This window comes from Ruegeria sp. B32, from assembly GCF_025141855.1.
GTDB classification, from domain to species: domain Bacteria; phylum Pseudomonadota; class Alphaproteobacteria; order Rhodobacterales; family Rhodobacteraceae; genus Ruegeria; species Ruegeria arenilitoris.
Window position 1 is genome coordinate 467,716 of sequence record NZ_CP081106.1, and the last position, 18,742, is coordinate 486,457.

The following is an 18,742-nucleotide window of genomic DNA, read 5'->3' on the forward strand; positions in this document are numbered from 1 at the left end:
GTCGTGGTTTGCCCGAGCCTAGCGCCAAGCCCGCGTCAAAAACACCCGGTCCGCGACACAACGGCGTCGGATCAGGACAGAATCCGGAAATTGGCGCGGATCTCGGCCTCCTGTTCGGGGCTGAGGTATTGCGGATGATGCGTGCGCAGGATTTCACGCGCGCGGTCGCGGGCGGTGGACCAGGCATCGCGCGCGCCGCTGTCCTGCCAGCTGCGCGGCTCGGCCCGGTCGGCAAGGGCGGGGTAGAAATAGTCGCGCTCCATCGCTGCATGGGTGTGGGCGCTGCCCAGGAAATGGCCCTCGCCCAGAACCGACTGGCAGATCGCGTCAAAGCCCAGGTTTTCTTCGGTCACCTCGATCCCGCGCAGGGCGCGATAGGTGTGCGAATGCATCTCGTCATCCAGAACGAACCCCTCGAAACTGACCCCCAGCAGCGAGGCCGTCATGCCCGAGCTTTCGTAGATCAGGTTGCCCCCGGCCAGCGCGGCGGCCAGCGAGGTGATGCCCTTTTCGGCGCCGTATTGCGCGTCGATGGCCTTGGCATCGGTCATCGAACAGGCCACGCCCGAGGGCAGCCCCAACCAGTTGGTAATCTGGGCCGAGGCCGCGTTCAGCACGGCGGTTTCGCCACTGCCGCCCGAAAACGCGCCGGTGCGCAGATCGATGATGAAGGGCCAGTTGGAAAACACCATGGGAAAGCCCGGCCGGATCGCGTTGACCATGACCAGGCTGGCCAGGGTTTCGGCCAGCGACTGGGCCAGAAACCCGGCCATGGTTGCGGGCGCGGTCGCCCCGGCTTGGGCTGCGGTGATGCAGGACATGGGGATGTTGTGCGCGATGCATTCATAGACCACGTCCACCGCATCTTCGCCGTACCGCAAGGGCGAGATCACCGGGCTGATATGCGCCTTCAGAAACGGGCGTTCCGCAAAGGCGCCCTGGCCTCCGGCGGCGATATCCAGCATCCGCACGATGGGCGCGACATGTTCAGCCAGCGTGAACGAGGTTGCCACCGGTTTGGTGGTATTCCGGATCAGCGCATAGGCGGTATTCACGTCCAGATCGAAATTGTCCGGCACGTCGGTGGCGACGCAGCATCGGGTGAACCAGCTGACATTGGCCAGCGTGTCCTGAAGGCGGGTGAAGTCATGCAGGTCAGCCAGGGTCGACGGGCGATAGAGCCCGCTGTCCAGGTCCAGCGTCTGGACCGCCGCTCCGCCGGTGCCTAAATGCACGCGGTCGCCGCCCACCTCGATCGACCGGGCCGGGTCGCGCCCGTGCAGGGTAAACCGTTTGGCGGCCTGCCGGACCGCGCCTTCGACCATCGTGCGGGGAAAGACCAGCCGTCCCGGCGGGCCGGGCCGCGCGCCGGCGGCGATCAGGTCTTGTGCCAAACGGTCGGGCACCTCGCCCATGCCCAGCCTTTCCAGCAGGCGCAGGGCGGTGTCGTGGATCGCCGCGATCTCGGGCAAGGTCAGGGGTTTGTACTGCCCACCGGTCTGGCCGGGCGGGCAGGGGTCAAAGGCCGGTTTGGCCGCCCGTTGCGCCAGCCTGGCCCGCCGCCCGCCGCGTTTGCCCTGTTCTGGCATCTTCGAAGGCTCCTGATCCGATCCTGCCCTGCAGAGTACGCGGCAACGCGGGGTGCGGCCAAAGCGGAAATGCCGTTTTGAGAAATCTCAATCCCCGTTTCGATTTTTCGGGACCGGCCACTGCGCCATTGCCCGCCCGCTGCGTCGTTCGGCAGGGTTCGGGGAATGTCAGAAGGAGCACACCCATGAAATCGCGCACCAAGGTCGTGGTGATCGGCGGCGGAATCGCTGGCTGTTCAACCCTGTATCACCTGACGCAGGAAGGCTGGAGCGACGTGGTTCTGGTGGAGCGCAACGAGCTGACATCCGGCACCACATGGCATTCGGCCGCGCAGGTGACGAATTTCGGAATGAACCAGACGATGGTGGGGCTCAAGTCGCATTCGATCCGCCTGTACAAGGAACTGGCCGAGGACCCGGACTATCCAATCAACTACCATCATGGCGACGGTGGCATCCGGTTGGCCAATACCGAAACGCAGATGCAGGGCTATCGCCATTTCGCTTCGATGGCGCGGGGGATGGGCGTGCAGTTCGAGGTGATCGACGCCCAGGAATGCGCCCGTCGCCACCCGCTGATTTCCACCGACAATCTGTTGGGCGGGTTGTGGGATCCGCTGGACGGAGACATCGACCCCGCCCAGCTGTGTCAGGCGCTGGCGCGGCGGGCGCGCAAGGCCGGGGCCGAGGTCTATCGCAACGCGCCGGTCACGGCCCTGACCCAGCACAAGGATGACACCTGGACCGTTCATACCGAGCACGGCGACATCGACTGCGACATCGTGGTGAATGCCTGCGGGTACCGCGTGAACGAGGTGGGCGCGATGATGGGCGTACACCATCCCGTGGCCTCGATGGAGCACCAGTATTTCCTGACCGAGGAAATCCCCGCGATCCGCGATGCCGGCCACCGCATGCCGCTGCTGCGCTGCCCGATCAGCGACTATTATTGCCGGCAGGAAAAGAACGGGCTGCTGTTGGGCTTCTACGAACAGGACTGCAAGACCTGGGGCATGGACGGGATCGATCCGAACTTCGTCAACGCGCTGTGCCCGGACGATCTGGACCGGGTGACCGATGTGCTGGAAGGCGCGTTTGCCCGCATGCCCGCCCTGATGGAGGCCGGGATCCACACGGTCGTCAACGGCCCTATCACCTACACGATCGATGGTGCACCCCTGGTCGGGCCGATCCCCGGCAAGCGCAACGCATTCTGCATCATCGGCCTGCGGGCCGGGCTGGGTGAGGGGGGCGGCCACGGCTGGCTTCTGGCCCAGCAGATCGTGCATGGCGAGGCCTGCTATGACACCTGGTGCCTCGACCCGCGCCGGTTCGCCGGGCATGCCAATGTCGAGCTGACCGCGCTGAAGGCGATCGAGGATTATCAGAACGAGTTCCGCTTTCATTTTCCGCACGAGCACCGCCCCGCCGGGCGGCCCGCCAAGACCACGCCGCTGACCCCGGTTCTGGCCGCCGAGGGCGCGGAGTTTACCGTGGTGAATGGGTGGGAGCGGGTCGAGTACATCAAGCCCACGCCCGATTTCACGCCGACGCTCAGTTTCGATTTTGACGAAACCTTCGACGTGATCGCCGCCGAGGTCGCCAACGTGCAGCAGAATGTCGGGCTGGCCGAGGTCAACGGGTTCAACCGGATCGAGATCACCGGTACCGACCGGCATGCGTTCCTCGACAGGATGGTCTGCGGCGCGCTGCCCCGTCGCCCGGGTCGGGTGGGGTTGGCCTATCTTCTGAATCACAAGGGCATGGTCAAGGCCGAGGCGACCATTGCCAATCTGCCCGCCAGTGACCGGGGGCCGGATCGGGTTTGGTACGGCTCGGCCGCAGCGGCCGAACTGCATGACATGGATTGGCTGTCCCGGCACATCGCCCCCGACGAGGACGTGCAGTTGCGTAGCCTGACCAACGACCAGACCATCCTGGTTCTGGCCGGGCCACGGGCGCGTGACGTGCTGTCGGCCTGTTCGCGCGGGGATTGGTCGCGGGACGCCTTCCCGTGGCTCAGCGTGCGCGAGTGCTTTGTCGGCATCGCGCCCGCCACCGTGATGGGCGTCAGTTTCTCGGGCGAACTGGCCTATGAGATCCATGTGCCCAACGCCTCGCTTTATGCGGCCTATCTTGCGCTGCGACAGGCCGGACAGGCCTTTGGCCTACAATTGTTCGGCGCGCGGGCGATCGAGTCGATGCGGATGGAGAAGACCTTCCTGCATTGGAAGGCCGACCTGATCACCGAATATGACCCGTTCGAAACTGGGTTGGGCCGCTTTGTTAGGCTGGACAAGCCGGAGTTCATCGGGCGCGCGGCGCTGATCGAACGGCAAGCCAATGGGCCGTCGCGCAAGCTGGTTGCCCTGCAAGTGCAGGCCACGCACGCGCCCGCGCAACCCGGTGCGTCGCTGATGGTCGGGGATCGGGTGGTGGGAACGGTGACCTCAGGCGACTGGGGGCATCGCACCGGGCTGAACCTGGCGCATGCCTTTGTCGAGCCGCACCTGTCAGCCGAGGGCAGCGAGATGATGCTGGACCTGTGTGGTGACAGGGTTCCGGCGCGGGTGATCCCTGCCTGCCCCTACGATCCCGAGTTCACCCGCATGCGCAGCTAATGGGTGTGACCAACATTCACCATTGCCCGAAAGCAAAAACTCTGTTTCGCTAGTTTCGATGAAATCGAAATTGCGGGAGGGTTTTGCCCCGTGTCCAAAACACTGAGCCTGCGCTGGTTGGAAGTGTTCCGCCTGATCGCCAAGTCCGGTTCGATTCAGCAGGTGGCCTCGGAAACGGGTTTGTCGATCAGCACCGTTTCCAACCATCTTCGCAGCCTGGAAGACGCCCTTGGCATCGCACTTGTGGATCACGGCCGTCGTCCGATGAGCCTGACACCGGCTGGCGAGGTATTTTCGCGCTATGTACGCGATGGCCTGACCGTGTTGAAGCGGGGCGAGGCCGAGATCCGGTCTGGCAACTGGCGCCACGCCACCGATCTGCGGCTGGCCCTGGTGGATGATTTCGACAACCAGATCGCGCCTGAACTGATCCGGTTTCTGGCCCATGCGCTGCCGCGCTGCAATTTCCGGCATTTCACGCGGCCCAGCCACGAGATCATCGAGAAATTGCAGGAGCACAAGCTGGACGCGGGCGTGGCGACCCGACCGCCGGGCGGCACACAGGGCCTGGTCGAATACCCTTTGATGCGGGATCCGTTCATCGTGATCGTGCCCGAAAAGTTCAAGGGCGAGGTGCAGGATCTGTTCTCGCCCCATTCCGACCTGCCGCTGCTGCGGTATTCGCGAGACTACACGATCGGCAAGCAGATAGAGATCCAGCTGACGCGCAACAAGTACAACCTGCCCAACCGGTTCGAGCTGGAATGCAACCAGTCGATCATGGGGCTGGTCGCCGAAGGCAGCGGATGGGCGATCACCACGGCCGGGTGTTTCCACCGGGCGCATCGCTATCATGACTCGGTGCGGGCAACGCCTTTTCCGGGTCGGAACTTTGTCAGGATCGTTTCTCTGTTCACGACCGAGGTCTATCCGGACACCACTTCTAAACTGATCCACAAGGCCCTCAGCAGCTTGATCCGGCAGTATTTTACCGAACCGATGTGCAAGCGGCATTTGTGGCTGAAGGGTGATTTCCGGACGATGGAAGATCAGGCCGCCTGACCCCGGCACGCGGATCACCCCGAGTTGGCAGGACCCAAGGACTGTCGTTCGACGATATGCGTGAACAAGTGTTCACCGGCCGCAGGGGCCCTTTTTTCTACCATTTCGATCAATGCCTTGGCGGCTTTTCTACCCATTTCCCGATGCGGCACGTGCACGGTCGTCAGCGCCGGGCGCAGGATCCGGGCCAGTTCGATGTCATCGAACCCGGTGATCGAGACATCCTGCGGCACTTTCAACCCCATGTCCTGAGCCCTGAGCAAAGCGCCGGCGGCCAACACATCGTTGCCGCACATGACAGCCGTCGGCGGCGTGTCCTGCAACATGAGACGCGCGAAGGCTTCTGCGCCGTGTTCGATCTCGTACGGGGTCTCGATGACCTGAAGCACCTGGGGGTCAAGCCCGTGCTGCCGAACAGCGTCGCGCACGCCGTCCAGTCGAAGGCGCGCGCGGTCGTTGCCGTGGGTAATGCCGGATATCACCGCAAGCCGTCTGTGTCCGAGGTCGAGGACCCTTTTCGCCAGCTCGTACATGGCCGCCCGGTTGTCGAATCCAATGGAGGGCAGACGCCCGTCCGGGGAAAACGACCACGCAACCAGCGCCGGAACTTCGCGGTGTTCAAGAAATTCGTAGATGCGCGGCGCCCGGTCGTGACCGATCAGCAGCAGGCCATCGGCGCCGCGGGCGACCAGAGTTCGGATCTGCTCTTCTTCGGTTGACGGTTTGTAGGCCGAACTGGATACCAGAAGCGTATAGCCATGTTGGTGCAGCTCTTCCTGAAAGGCCTGCAAGCCGCGCGCAAAGATGGCGTTTTCCATCGTCGGGATGATCGCGCCAATGGTAAACGTGCGCTTGGCCGCCATGACCCGAGCCGCGAAATTCGGTGTATAGCCCAAGGCCTCGATCGCCGATTGCACGCGTTTTCGGGTCGCTTCGACCACCCTGTCCGGGGTGTTGATGCAACGCGAGACCGTAGCCGTGGAAACGCCTGCCCTTCTGGCAACGTCATCCAGTGTCGGGGCGGGCTTCAGCTTCGACATTTCCAAACCTAATCTTTGTTCTCTTCAATTCTAACCGGATCGGATTGGCAATGAAAGGTGAAATGTAAGCGCTTGCATTTTCTATGTAAGCGCTTACAAATGGCATCAGTGCCGATTCTACCCGGAGTCCCGAACATGTTCCTTGCCGCATCCGCCATCGTCTTCGTCGTCTATTTCGCGAACGTGGCGCTGGGTGCGTTTGAAGGCCGCGCGTTTCTTGGGGATGTGGGCGAGATGCTGGTTCTGTTCGCGGCGTCGATCCTGTTCGTTGTCGCAATTCTGAAAAAAGAGGCCGCGCGCGAGGAGAACGGCGGCTGAATTTTTCCAATGGGAGGGCAATCAATGAACAAAGATCAAATGGAACTGGCGTCAGCTGAACGCCGCAATTTCCTGAAGCTGAGCGCCGGCGGCGCGTTCACGGCGGCAATCGTGGCGGGCGCGGGAGGCGTGTTGTGGTCATCCGAGGCCGCGGCGCAGACCGCCAAGGAGGAAAAAGAGCGCGAACAAGCTGCCGAGCATGTGATGACGGTGGCCACGGCCTATGTGCTGGGCGCCTCGCGCAGCTATCCGATCATGCAGCTGGACCTGAAGGAGAACATCCAGAACGCAACCAACGGCAAGGTCTATGTCAAGCTGGCCCCGGGCGGGCAGCTGGGCGCGGGCGGCGCGTTGGTGCAGAAGGTTCAGGGCGGAACCATCCAGGCCGCGCAGCATTCGCTGTCGAACTTCGCACCCTTCGCTTCGACCGTGGACCTGATCAACATGCCGTATCTGTGCGGCTCGAACCAACGGTTCACCAACCTGGTGCATTCCGACACCTGGAAGAACGAAGTGCACCCCAAGGTCGAGGCCGCTGGCTTCAAGGCGCTGTTCTATGTCGTGATCGACCCGCGCGTCGTGGCCGTGCGCCAAGGAGGAAATGCCATCATCACCCCCTCGGACATGAGCGGCGTGAAATTCCGCGTCCCCGGGTCCAAGATGCTGCAGCAATACTACCGCATGGTCGGTGCCAACCCGACGCCCGTTGCCTGGGGTGAGACCCCCTCGGCCATCAAGCAGGGCGTGGCGGATGCGCTCGACCCGTCGGTCGGCGCGCTCTATGTGTTTGGCTTCAAGGACATTCTGTCTCACGTCACCTTCACCCAGGCGGTGCCGGACAGCCAGGTCTATTCCTGCAACCTGGAATGGTTCAACTCGATGCCGGCCGACGTGCAAGAGGGCATCATGTGGGGCTCGGAGATGACCAGCCACCAGAACCTGGCCAAGGTCCCCTCGGCCCGCGCCCATGCCATGGCCGAGTTGAACAAGGCCGGAGTCGAGTTCCACTCGCTGACCGACGACCAACTGGCCGAGTGGCAGGAGACCGGCGGTTATCAGCGCTCGGAGTGGGACCCCTTCAAGACCGAGTTGGCCGGGTCGATGGACGCCTTCGAAAAGCTGGTCGAAGCGGCCGGAACCCAAGGCAAATACTACGTCCACGACGCCTGATACGGACCGGGCGGGCGTCGGAAGCGCGCCCGCCCTTTCCAGACCTGCGCGGCCTGATCCTTCAGGCCCATCCCCCCAGCCTTGCCGAGGGAAGCGATGTCCTTATTCAAAACCATAGACCGCAACGCCGAACGCTGGCTGCTGCTGGTGTTCTACGTGATGCTGGTCATCACGATGGCAATCGAGGTGCTGCGGCGCGAGATCTTCACCTATTCCTCGATCTGGGGCGAGGAGATCGTCCGCTATTCCTTCATCTATCTGGCCTGGATCGGCGCAGCGGCGGCGGTCAAGGAACGCGCCCATATCCGGATCGACGTCATCATGCATTACCTCGGCCCCCGGCCCAAGGCGGTGCTGTATATCTTCGGTGATCTGGTGATGTTCGCGGTGGCGGTGATCGCGCTCTACTGGTCCTACGAGGCGGTGCATGTCTCGGCCAAGTTCGGGTCGGTCACTGACGGGCTGCGGGTGTCGAAGGTGTGGTTCCTGATGGCGGTGCCTACGGGCTTTGCCCTGATGATCTGGCGCCTGATCCAATCGTTGATGAACGATATCAAAAGTCTTCGTGACGGCACGCCCGTCTTCGAAGGCGACAAGCTGTTTGACTGAGGAGAAACCGGATGCTTTGGAGTTCTCTCAATCAAACGGTCGAACTGGGCTGGGATTTCTACCTGCCCGTGATCCTGTTCGTCGGCCTGATCGCGCTGGCGGTTCCGGTCTGGGCCGCAATCGGCTCGGCCGCGATCGTGATGCTGATCATGTCGGGCGATCTGCCGCTGAGCCTTGTGGGCGAAAGCCTGTTCACCGGCATCGACGCCTTTGCCCTGACCGCGGTGCCGCTGTTCATCCTGACCGGTGACGTGCTGGTGCGCACCGGGCTGTCGCGCAAGTTTCTGGATGTGGCCGAGGCGCTGACCTGTTTTGCCAAGGGCGGGTTCGGCTCGGCCACGGTTCTGGTCTGCGGCATGTTCGCGGCCATTTCGGGGTCCGACGCGGCAGGCGCGGCGGCGGTGGGTCGGATGACGATCAACCGACTGGTCGAAAGCGGCTATCCGCGCCCCTATGCCTGTGCGCTGGTGGCGGCGGGGGCCTGTACCGGCATCCTGATCCCGCCCTCGATCGCTTATATCATCATCGGGCTCGTGCTGGGTATCTCGGCCTCGACCCTGTTTCTGGCCGCTCTGATCCCGGGGCTTGCGATCCTGATCTCGATTCTCGTGACCAACATCATCATGAACCGTCTCTATGCCTATGAGGGCGGCGGCATGATGACCATGGGCGAATGGCTGGCCAATCTGGGTAAGGCGCTGAAATCGGGCTGGTACGCCTTCATCGTGCCGGGCATCATCTTCTATGGCATCTTTTCGGGTCGCCTGACCCCGACCGAGGCCGGCGCGACCGCCGTCGTCGTCACCATCATCATGGGGTTCATCCTGCGCACGCTGACGCTGGCGGACTTCCCGTCGATGCTGGTCAGCTCGGCCAAGGTGAACGGGGTTATCCTGCCGATCATCGCCTTCTCGGCCCCGCTGGCCGAGGCGCTGGCGATCATGGGCGTGCCGCAGGGCTTCGTGGCCTCGGTGACCTCGCTGACCGAGGATCCGTTCCTGCTGATCCTGCTGATGATCGGCATTCTGATCGCGGCCGGCTGCGTCATGGAGACGACACCGAACATCGTCATCCTGGCCCCGATCCTGAAACCGCTGGCGGACAACATCGGCATGAACGAGATCCAGTTCTGCATCATGATGATCACCGCCTTGGGCGTTGGCTTCATCACGCCGCCACTGGGGTTGAACCTGTTCGTGGTGTCGGGGATCACGGGTGAATCCATCCTCAAGATCGCGGCCCGCGCCGTGCCCTTCGTGCTGACCATGCTGATCGTCGTCATCCTGATCGCCTACGTTCCGGCGCTGTCGACCACTTTGCTTCCTGAAATCTACCAATAGGATCTTCTGAACATGCCGCGTGAATACCTCAAGAAGGCCACCCTGACCGCACAATCCCACGCGTCCGAGGTGCATGACACGGTCAAGACCATCCTGGCCGACATCGAGGCCGGCGGAGACGCCAAGGCGCTGGAATACGCGGCCAAGTTCGACAAGTTCGAGGGCAACGTGCTGATGACCCCCGCGGAAATCGACGCCGCCTGCGCCCGGGTGCCGGAGAAGCTCAAGGCCGACATCCGCTTTGCCCAGGACAACGTGCGCCGCTTTGCCGAGGCGCAGAAGGCCACCGTGTCGGATGTGCAGCTGGAAATCGTGCCGGGCTTCATCGCGGGGCAAAAGGCCATCCCGGTCGATGCGGCGGGCTGCTATGTGCCCGGCGGGCGGTATAGCCACATCGCCAGCGCCATCATGACCGTGACCACCGCCAAAGTGGCGGGGTGCCGTCACATCACCGCCTGTTCACCGCCCCGCCCGGGCGAGGGCGTGGCCCCGGCGATCGTCTACGCCGCCCATATCAGTGGCGCTGACAGCATCCTGGCCATGGGGGGCGTGCAAGGCGTGGCCGCCATGACCTATGGCTTGTTCGGGCTGCCGCGCGCCAACATCCTTGTGGGGCCGGGCAACCAGTTCGTGGCCGAGGCCAAGCGCATTCTGTACGGCAAGGTCGGCATCGACATGATCGCGGGCCCGACCGACAGCCTGATTCTGGCGGATTCCACGGCCGACCCCTTCGTCGTGGCCACCGACCTGGTCAGTCAGGCCGAGCATGGCTACAACTCGCCCGTCTGGCTGGTGACCGATGACCGCGATCTGGCGACGCGGGTGATGGAGCTGGTTCCGACCCTGATCGCCGATCTGCCCGAGCTGAACCGCGACAACGCCGCCGCCGCCTGGCGCGACTATGCCGAGGTGATCCTGTGCGCGGACCGCGAAGAGATGGCCGCGTGTTCCGACGATTACGCCCCCGAGCATCTGACCGTGCAGGCCGCGGATCTGGATTGGTGGCTGGATCGACTGACCTGTTATGGATCGTTGTTCTTGGGCGAAGAAACGACCGTGTCCTATGGCGACAAGGCCACCGGTACGAACCACGTCCTGCCCACATCGGGCGCGGCCAGCTATACCGGCGGGCTGAGCGTGCACAAATACATGAAGATCGTCACTTGGCAGCGGGCGACGCGCGAGGGTTCGAAACCCATCGCCGAGGCGACTGCGCGGATTTCGCGTCTGGAAGGGATGGAGGGCCACGCCCGCGCGGCCGATGTGCGTCTGGCCAAGTATTTCCCGGACGAAAATTTTGACCTGACCGCAGATGAATGACCCCCTCGACCTGTTCGATCTGACCGGCCGGGTGGCCTGCGTCACGGGCGCCAGTTCGGGGCTGGGCCGGCGCGTTGCGCAGGTGCTGGCGGCTGCGGGCGCGCGGGTGGTGGGCGTTGCCCGCCGGGCCGAGGCATTGGCCGAGTTGCAGGCCGAGATCGGTTCAAGCGCTGCGGTTGTCGCAGGTGACGTGGCCAACAGGGAAGGCCTGCCAAGGCTGGTCGAACAAATCGCGGCCCCGTTCGGCGCGCCGGATATCGTGGTTCATGCCGCCGGGGTGAACACGCGACAGGCCGCCGATGATGTCACACCGGAAGGCTGGGATGCGACGCTGGGCCTGAACCTCGGTGCGCCGTTCTTCCTCAGCCAGGCCATGGTGCCTGCGATGAAGGCGCGTGGTTGGGGCCGGATCGTGAATTTCGCGTCGCTGCAGACGACGCGGGCCTTTCCCGGCGGGATCGCCTATGGGGCCAGCAAGGGCGGGATCGCCCAGCTAACCCGCGCCATGGCCGAGGCTTGGTCGCCGCACGGGATTACCGCCAACGCCATCGGCCCGGGCTTCTTTCCGACCGAGCTGACGCAGGCGGTGTTCAATGACTCCGCCCGCGCGGCCCGCAACGCGGCGCAGACATGCATCGGTCGCAATGGCCGTATGGAAGACATCGACGGGCCGATCCTTTTTCTGTGCTCGCAGGCATCCGACTATGTCACCGGGCAGATCCTGATGGTTGACGGGGGGTTCACGGCGAAATGAAAGCTCTGGTTTATGAAGGTGTCGAACAGCTGGTCTATCGCGACGTACCGGACGCCGCGCCGCAACCGGGCGAGCACCTGATCCGGGTCGAGGCCGCTGGGATCTGCGGGTCCGACATGCATGCCTACTTGGGCCATGATGCGCGCCGCCCAGCGCCCTTGATCCTGGGGCACGAGGCGGCGGGCACAGTGATCGGCGGCCCCAAAGACGGAACGCGGGTCACGATCAATCCGCTTGTAAATTGCGAGCAGTGCCCGACCTGCCAGGCGGGACGGGAAAACCTGTGCCCCGACCGCCAGATCATCTCGATGCCCCCGCGCGAAGGCGCCTTTGCTCAATATGTTTCGATGCCTTGGGACAATCTGGTCGAGGTGCCGGATCACGTGCCCTTCGCCAAGGCCGCCTTGGCTGAGCCGCTGGCCGTCAGTTGGCATGCCGCGCGCCTCGCGCTCGAGGCGCTGCACCCGGCGATGGAGCGTCGTGCGCTGGTGATCGGGGGTGGGGCGATTGGCCTTGCGGCGGCGCTGGCGCTGCGGGCGATGGATGTCGTGGATGTGACCATCGTCGAACCCAACGACCTGCGGCGGACGTTCCTGCAAAGGCTGGATAGCGCCAAGGTCGTACCCGAAGCGCAAGGCGATTTCCCGATCGTGGTCGACGCCGTGGGCTTTGCCGCCACCCGTGCGGTTGCCTCGGAACGGGCCCAACCCGGCGGGGTGATCGCGCATGTGGGCCTGGGCGAGGACGCCGGCGGGCTGGATGTGCGACGCATGACCCTGCAAGAGATCACCTTCATCGGAACCTACACCTATACCGCGCAGGATTTCCGTCAGACCGCGCAGGCCATCTTTGACGGCGCTCTGGGCCCTCTGGACTGGATCGAAGAACGCGATCTGGCCGATGGCGCCCGGGCCTTTGCCCAGCTACGCTCGGGCGAGGTCGCGGTTCCGAAAATCGTGCTGTCCCCGTGGGCCTGACTGCCCGGAACTGGAGGTAACCATGTATAAGAAAATTCTTGTCCCCATGGCGCTTGACCACGGCATTTCGCCACAAACGCTCGAGATTGCCCGCGCCTTGGGCGGCGGATCCGCCGAGATCGTGGCGCTGCATGTCTATGAGATGCCGCAGGGCTCGGTCAGCGTCTATCTGGATAAGGATGCCGTGGCCGATGGCTTTGCCCGCGCCCGCGAAGTCCTGATGAACAAGCTGGAAGGCCTTACGGACGTAAAGCCCGAACTGGTCAAAGGCCACACCGCGCGCACGATCATCGACTATGCCAACGACCACGGGTTCGATTGCGTCGTCATCGGCTCGCACCGTCCCGGACTGACCGATTATTTCCTTGGCTCCACCGCGTCGCGCGTGGTGCGGCATGCAAAATGTGCCGTCCACGTCCACCGCAGGGCCTGACCCGTCCATCGCGCCCTCGGCGCCCAAACCCAGGAACAGAAGTTTCGACATGAACATAGACAAGAAGATCACCGAAGATCTGGTGGCCAACGACATCTCGTTCGTCACCACGGTGCCGTGCAAGCAATTGGCCGGCGTCATCGCCGAGATCGACGCCCACGACTCCATCTACCACATCCCCTCGAACAAAGAGGACGAAGGCATGGGCCTGTGCGCCGGGGCCTGGATGGGCGGCAAGCGCCCCGCGATCATCATGCAGAACACCGCGATCGGGGTCACGATCAACACGCTGGCGACGCTGATTCAGTATTACCGGATGCCGCTGCCGATGCTGATCTCGTACCGGGGCGAACTGCGCGAGCCCATCGCCTGCCAGGTCGAGATGGCCGTTCACACCAAGGCCCTGCTGGCGCAGATGCACATCCCGACCTACCATTTCCACCATCAGGAAGACGTGGCCGAACTGGACGCGATCCTGAAATACACCTTCATGTGCAACAAGCCCGTCGCGATCCTGACCGACGCCAATTTCTGGGGAGGCTATGGCGACCAATGATCCGTTCTGAAATCCTGAAGGAAATCGCCCCGATCCTGCGTGACCAACTGGTCGTGTGCAATATCGGCATCCCCAGCCAGGAACTGCATGCCATCGACGATCAGCCCACCAATTTCTACATGCTGGGCACGATGGGCCTGGCCTCGAGCATCGGTCTGGGGCTGGCGCTGTCCCAGCCGAAACCGGTGATCGTCATCGACGGCGACGGCTCGATCCTGACCAATCTGGGGACGCTGCCGACCATCGCCAACAACGTGGCCGACAACTACATCCTGCTGATCATCGACAACGGCTCGTACGGCTCGACCGGAGATCAGCCGACCTATGCGGGGCAGAAGACCTCGCTGGCCAAGATGGCCGAGGCGGCGGGCTGCGAGCGCGTGATCGAATGCCAGGCCGAAGAGACCGGCAGCGTGCTGCAAGAAGCGCTGGACGCCCGCCAGATGACCATCATCGTCAGCAAATGTGAAAGCGGCAACGCCAAGATGCCGCCGATCACGATGGACCCGGTCGTCATCCGCGACCGCTTCATGAAGGCCGTTCAGGCCTGATGGGCGCAAGCGCCATCCACAGCGCCGAAGATGCCCGCCGGTTGGCCCGGCGGCGTCTGCCGTGGATGGTGTTCGACTATATCGACGGGGCCGCCGGGTCCGAGGCTGGGGCCCGGCGCACCCGCGCGGCGCTGGACGCCATGACCCTGCAGCCCCGGATCCTGCGCGATGTCAGTAGCCGGTCACTGGCAACCCGCGTATTCGGGCAACCAGCCGACAGGCCCTTCGGTATCGCGCCCATGGGCATGTGCAACCTGTCAGCTCCGGGCGCCGACCTGATGCTGGCGCGGCTGGCGGCGCAATACGGGGTGCCGCTGGGCGTTTCCACGGTGGCCTCGACACCGATGGAGGCGCTGATCGAAGAGGCCCGGGGCCATGCCTGGTTTCAGCTGTATTTCAGCGGCGATGGCAACGGCACGTTCAAGCTGGTCGATCGGGCAAGGGCCGCGGGCTACAAGACTCTGATCCTGACGGTTGACGTGCCCGAAGTCGGCCGCCGCCCGCGCGAACTGCGCCACGGCTTCCGTATGCCGTTCCGGGTCGGGCCGTGGCAGTTTCTGGATTTCGCGCTGCACCCGCGCTGGTCGATCTCGACCTTGCTGAAGGGCAAACCGCAGATGGCGAATTTCCTGATGGAGGGGTTCGCGTTCGACCGCACAGAAAGCCGTGCAATGGCCGATTGGGACACGCTGGCAAGGTTGCGCGACCGGTGGCCGGGCAAGCTGGTGGTCAAGGGCGTGCTGCACGTCGAAGACGCGGTTGCACTGAAGGCTGCCGGAGTCGACGCCATCCAGGTCTCGAGCCACGGCGCCCGCCAGTTGGAGAGCGCGCCCGCGCCGATCTCGGTCCTGCCGCAGATCCGCGCTGCGGTCGGCGACAACTATCCGCTGTTTTATGACAGTGGCCTGCGGTCCGGAGAAGATGCGCTCAAGGCGCTCATGGCTGGTGCCGATTTCCTGTTCTTCGGGCGGATCCTGCAATTCGCCGTCGCGGCGGGCGGCGAGGCCGGTTTGCACCGGTTGTGGGCGGTGCTGTCCGAAGAGATGGACATCGCCATGGCCCAGATCGGTGTCAGCACCTTGTCAGAGATTCAACGACCGGATGGGGACTAGCGCGAGTGGAACAGGTTCTGGAACTCCTGCCTCATCCGCAGGCGTTCCGGGTATTCCTGTAAAAACCGTCCGGGCGGCTTGCCCTCCCATACCTGGGCATAGACGCGCATTTTGTTGCCGCCGTAGATTTTGGCGAGGTCCTCGTTTGAATAGCCTCGCGCCCACAGATCGTCGGTTGTCGCGGCAAGGATCTTGGCCAATTCACCATTCCCGGTTGCACCTTTGTTGAACGCGTCAATCATGTAGCCGCCGTCGTCATACATGCTGGATACATGCTGGCATTCGCGGTCGCGAACTGAACGACAAGTTCGGTTGAAAACATGTCGTCCGTCGCAATCCCGACATGGTCGACGCCGACAAGTTGGACATAATAGTCGATCATATCGGCGGCTTGCTTGGGTGAGATGTCTTCGGGCCATACCCCGTCCATCATCCATTCTGTGAATGTGGGCGATATGTATCCTCCGGACTTGGCTGCTCGCAGTGCCTCGTCGTCCGGGATGGCTCGGTAACAGCCCTTGGTCGTGGCGTTGGGCTCATTCGCATAGAGCCCTGCCGGAACCGAGTGGGTGTAGACATAGGGCACGCCGGGATAGTTCTCGTCCATGTAGTCCATCGCGTCGTTGGCCGTTTTCGACCCGGTGTGGCTAAGGTCCAGCAGGATGCCAAAGCGCACCATCTCATCGATCACGGATTTGCCCCATGGGGTCAGACCGATGTCCCGTCCGTTGTAAGCTGCCAACTGCCCTGAACCGGTTCGGAAAATGTCGTTGTAGGCCAGGATCATGCTTTTGATCCCCATGTCCTTGAGCAGGGCCATCTTCTTGAGGTCGCCATCCAGAACCGTTGCCGTTTGGCTGTTCCAGATCACAGCCGTCTTGCCCTGAGCATGCGCGGCCTCGATATCGCGTGTTTCATTCACGATCAGATAATTCTCGGGCTGCTGCGCCATGGCGGCGCGGAAGTGATAGTGCTGTTCAAGCAACGTGTCGAACGACAAGTCAGCGGCGGCCAACGTCATTTCATGGCCGGTGATGCCGTTGTCCCGGGCGCGTTGGAAGTAGGTGTGCAGTTGTTCGTCTTCGGTCCAGCCGGTTCCGTAGGGGCTGGCCAGCATGCCCAGTACGATCGTGTCCTGCACAAACTGCCTGGCTTCGTCCGATGCGTCCCAGGTCTTGCTCTCTTCGCTGGCGTGAACGGGTGCGGCGATTGTCAGGACAGTTGCGGCTGCAGTCATCAGTGGCTTCATCGAGTGTCTTTCCATGGGTTGCATTGCCTCAAGTGGGCAGACCCGGCCAGCGTCAGAACACGAGCCTTGTCCGCAGGCCGAACAGGGCCACGTTGTCCTGGCCGGGGTTCAGCAGTGGGTTCGAGATGAACTGCACCGACGGCGTGATCTGCAGGCCGGGCGAAATCGAAAACCGGTAGAAAGCCTCGAGGGTGAACTGATCGCCGTCGATGCCACGGGCTTCGGCCCAGTTCAGCCCCAGCCCAGCCAGATCGGTGTTCCGGCCGTAGTACCCGACGCCGGCTGACAGGGACCGATCATACAGCGCCGCCGTTCCCTTTGCCACGCCGGCGCGCAGGTACGGCATCCATTGGTTGCCCACGAACCACGCGGCGGAGAAGGCCGCGCCATAGTCTTCGGCCCGGCTGCCGTCATCGGCTGCATCCGCGTGCCAGAGGGTCAGGTGGATGTTGTCGAAGTAGATCCGATCAAAGCCCGACGTGTAGCCCAGCTCGAGCGATTTGAAGAGGTTGCCGTCGCTGAAAACGTCGAAGTTCGGATCGGACGGATCGGCGTTTGCGTCGGCGACACTGGCCACAGCATAGAAATTGCTGCCCAGCCGGACGCCCCCGGCAAGACCCAACCCGGGGTTGGGGGCGTTTATTGTCGGATTGGTGTTGAACGACAGGTTCTGGAAACCGCTATAGGGACTGACAAGGCCATAGATGTCGACGAAGTCGGTCACGTCGATCTGACCGAATTGCAGCGTCCACGACCCGTCCGCGGCCCTCTGCGACCAGAACAGGTTCGTCAGCAGCAAACCGGTGTCGTTGAAGGCGGTTCCCGTGATCGAAAGCGCGCCTCCGTCCAGGCCCAGAAACTGCGGAGCGACATCGGTATAGCTGTGCCGGTGTTCGACCTTGAAGGTCAACGAACCCTGTTCGGTTGCCTGCCAGCTGCCATAGAAACGGGCAATTCCGCTGGCGGCTTCGCCGGCGCCCAGGTCGGCATCCGTCGTTTGCCCAAGGGCCAGATAGTCAATGTTGAAACGGAACCCGTCTTTGGCCAGACGATCCTTCCAGGCAAACCATCCAGGCGCGATATTGCGTGGAAAATCCGACCGGAATTGCGGATCGGTCAAGCCGTCTCCGGGGTCGAGCTCGGCATTCACCGACGAGGGACCTGACAATCCGTGAGCGACCGCACCCGAAGCCCAGACAAGGGCCGCCAGCACCAGCGCAATCCGTCGGATCATTCCGAGGCCGCCTGACCACCGGTTTTGCGCCGCCCCGCGGCCCGAAGAATATCTGTCGGGTCCTCGCTCCACTCCAGCCCGTCGGTGCGGTTCTGTAGCGTCTCGACCTTGTCTGCCTCCAATTGGAACGTGGCGCGCATCGGCATCAGCCCGTCCACCACCACCATCTGGTGATCGGTCGGTGAAATCGTCAGACGCCCCGTCAGGCGGACGGGTTCGTGGACATAGCTGGGAACCCAGTCGGCATCCAGCATCACACGGATCATCTGGTTCGGCGGCGGCGGCGGCATATGGCTGCACATGCCCCGTTCGGGCACCAGATAGACAACAGATCGCCCGTCCGCGTCCGCCGGGGCCGGAATGGCGAAACCGGACAGCGTGACCTCTTGCCCGTCATACAAGGGGTTGCCAAGCGTGGCTGCTTTTTCCCTGCGTTCGGTCACGACCTGGCGTTGACTCAGCAGCCAATCCACGTCGACACCGCCCGCGGCCAGCGCGTCCTCGGTCTCGTGCAGAAGCTCCTGCCACTTCTGGTGGTCCTCGTCCGTTCCGACATCCTGCTGCAGCCGGCCACGCAGTCGCACGACGAACAGGACGTCGTCGAATTGCTCGGGGCTGAGATCGCGATAGGGGTCTTCGAAGGTCTGGACGGTCGGGTCGGGCAGATCGTCCCAACCAATCGAGAGGCCAGCCCAAGACGGCGCGCCCGCACCCAAGCTAAGCGTCGCCGCAATCAGCAGAGTTCGGACGGAGTTCAAAAAGGCGGGCTTGTCATGGCGGCCCCGACCGCGAATCCTCATCATGGCC

At 63.3% G+C, this 18,742-nt stretch carries 19 protein-coding genes; 13 read left to right on the forward strand and 6 right to left on the reverse strand.

All coding sequences use genetic code 11. From position 1 onward, the window contains the following. Window positions 1-71 precede the first annotated feature (71 nt). A complete protein-coding gene (locus K3752_RS02525) occupies window positions 72-1,589 on the reverse strand; it encodes a trimethylamine methyltransferase family protein (RefSeq protein WP_260064735.1) in 1,518 nt (505 codons plus the stop codon). 185 nt (window positions 1,590-1,774) lie between these two features. Between K3752_RS02525 and K3752_RS02530 the strand changes: the two genes are divergently transcribed. After that, the gene (locus K3752_RS02530) at window positions 1,775-4,210 is read left to right on the forward strand and encodes an FAD-dependent oxidoreductase (protein WP_260064737.1); all 2,436 of its coding nucleotides are present in this window, start codon (window positions 1,775-1,777) and stop codon (window positions 4,208-4,210) included. Window positions 4,211-4,300: 90 nt separating this feature from the next. Further along, window positions 4,301-5,272: a LysR family transcriptional regulator gene (locus tag K3752_RS02535; RefSeq protein ID WP_170420139.1), complete on the forward strand. Its 972-nt coding sequence runs from the start codon at window positions 4,301-4,303 to the stop codon at window positions 5,270-5,272. 14 nt (window positions 5,273-5,286) lie between these two features. On the opposite strand, the gene K3752_RS02540 is transcribed toward K3752_RS02535, so the two are convergent. Continuing rightward, window positions 5,287-6,312, reverse strand: coding sequence for a LacI family DNA-binding transcriptional regulator (locus tag K3752_RS02540; protein WP_260064741.1), 1,026 nt, complete (start codon window positions 6,310-6,312; stop codon window positions 5,287-5,289). A gap of 135 nt (window positions 6,313-6,447) precedes the next feature. Between K3752_RS02540 and K3752_RS02545 the strand changes: the two genes are divergently transcribed. From K3752_RS02545 to K3752_RS02595, 11 genes are all read left to right on the forward strand, one after another. After that, window positions 6,448-6,630 carry a hypothetical protein gene (locus tag K3752_RS02545; RefSeq protein ID WP_260064742.1) on the forward strand — a complete coding sequence of 61 codons (183 nt, stop codon included), beginning with the start codon at window positions 6,448-6,450 and terminating at the stop codon, window positions 6,628-6,630. Window positions 6,631-6,654: 24 nt separating this feature from the next. Beyond that, on the forward strand, window positions 6,655-7,800 hold the full coding sequence (locus K3752_RS02550; protein WP_260064744.1) for a TRAP transporter substrate-binding protein: 1,146 nt from the start codon (window positions 6,655-6,657) through the stop codon (window positions 7,798-7,800). 96 nt (window positions 7,801-7,896) lie between these two features. Further along, complete coding sequence (locus K3752_RS02555) at window positions 7,897-8,409, forward strand: TRAP transporter small permease (protein WP_260064746.1); 513 nt, start codon at window positions 7,897-7,899, stop codon at window positions 8,407-8,409. Window positions 8,410-8,420: 11 nt separating this feature from the next. After that, window positions 8,421-9,749: a TRAP transporter large permease gene (locus K3752_RS02560; protein ID WP_170340241.1), complete on the forward strand. Its 1,329-nt coding sequence runs from the start codon at window positions 8,421-8,423 to the stop codon at window positions 9,747-9,749. A 12-nt stretch (window positions 9,750-9,761) separates the two neighbouring features. Continuing rightward, on the forward strand, window positions 9,762-11,069 hold the full coding sequence (gene hisD / locus K3752_RS02565; RefSeq protein WP_260064749.1) for a histidinol dehydrogenase: 1,308 nt from the start codon (window positions 9,762-9,764) through the stop codon (window positions 11,067-11,069). Next, complete coding sequence (locus tag K3752_RS02570) at window positions 11,062-11,823, forward strand: SDR family NAD(P)-dependent oxidoreductase (protein ID WP_170369875.1); 762 nt, start codon at window positions 11,062-11,064, stop codon at window positions 11,821-11,823. The genes hisD and K3752_RS02570 overlap by 8 nt, the downstream gene beginning before the upstream one ends. Next, window positions 11,820-12,800 carry a zinc-binding dehydrogenase gene (locus K3752_RS02575; RefSeq protein WP_260064752.1) on the forward strand — a complete coding sequence of 327 codons (981 nt, stop codon included), beginning with the start codon at window positions 11,820-11,822 and terminating at the stop codon, window positions 12,798-12,800. Before K3752_RS02570 ends, K3752_RS02575 begins: the two co-directional genes overlap by 4 nt. Before the next feature lie 22 nt (window positions 12,801-12,822). Continuing rightward, a complete protein-coding gene (locus tag K3752_RS02580) occupies window positions 12,823-13,233 on the forward strand; it encodes a universal stress protein (RefSeq protein ID WP_170340249.1) in 411 nt (136 codons plus the stop codon). Between the two features lie 49 nt (window positions 13,234-13,282). Then, a complete protein-coding gene (gene comD / locus K3752_RS02585) occupies window positions 13,283-13,789 on the forward strand; it encodes a sulfopyruvate decarboxylase subunit alpha (RefSeq protein WP_170339639.1) in 507 nt (168 codons plus the stop codon). Further along, entirely contained in the window at window positions 13,786-14,340 is a 555-nt protein-coding gene (gene comE, locus K3752_RS02590; RefSeq protein ID WP_170365073.1) for a sulfopyruvate decarboxylase subunit beta, read from the forward strand. The genes comD and comE overlap by 4 nt, the downstream gene beginning before the upstream one ends. Beyond that, a complete protein-coding gene (locus K3752_RS02595) occupies window positions 14,340-15,452 on the forward strand; it encodes an alpha-hydroxy acid oxidase (protein ID WP_260064755.1) in 1,113 nt (370 codons plus the stop codon). The genes comE and K3752_RS02595 overlap by 1 nt, the downstream gene beginning before the upstream one ends. On the opposite strand, the gene K3752_RS02600 is transcribed toward K3752_RS02595, so the two are convergent. The 4 genes from K3752_RS02600 to K3752_RS02615 are packed head-to-tail and all read right to left on the reverse strand — an operon-like array spanning window position 15,449 to window position 18,738. Then, window positions 15,449-15,715, reverse strand: coding sequence for a hypothetical protein (locus K3752_RS02600; RefSeq protein ID WP_260064759.1), 267 nt, complete (start codon window positions 15,713-15,715; stop codon window positions 15,449-15,451). The two genes, K3752_RS02595 and K3752_RS02600, sit on opposite strands and share 4 nt — an antisense overlap. Further along, on the reverse strand, window positions 15,691-16,701 hold the full coding sequence (locus K3752_RS02605) for a dipeptidase (protein WP_260064761.1): 1,011 nt from the start codon (window positions 16,699-16,701) through the stop codon (window positions 15,691-15,693). Before K3752_RS02605 ends, K3752_RS02600 begins: the two co-directional genes overlap by 25 nt. Before the next feature lie 52 nt (window positions 16,702-16,753). Next, on the reverse strand, window positions 16,754-17,935 hold the full coding sequence (locus K3752_RS02610; protein ID WP_260064764.1) for a carbohydrate porin: 1,182 nt from the start codon (window positions 17,933-17,935) through the stop codon (window positions 16,754-16,756). Then, window positions 17,932-18,738 carry a DUF3299 domain-containing protein gene (locus K3752_RS02615; RefSeq protein ID WP_260064765.1) on the reverse strand — a complete coding sequence of 269 codons (807 nt, stop codon included), beginning with the start codon at window positions 18,736-18,738 and terminating at the stop codon, window positions 17,932-17,934. The genes K3752_RS02610 and K3752_RS02615 overlap by 4 nt, the downstream gene beginning before the upstream one ends. Between the last annotated feature and the right edge of the window lie 4 nt (window positions 18,739-18,742).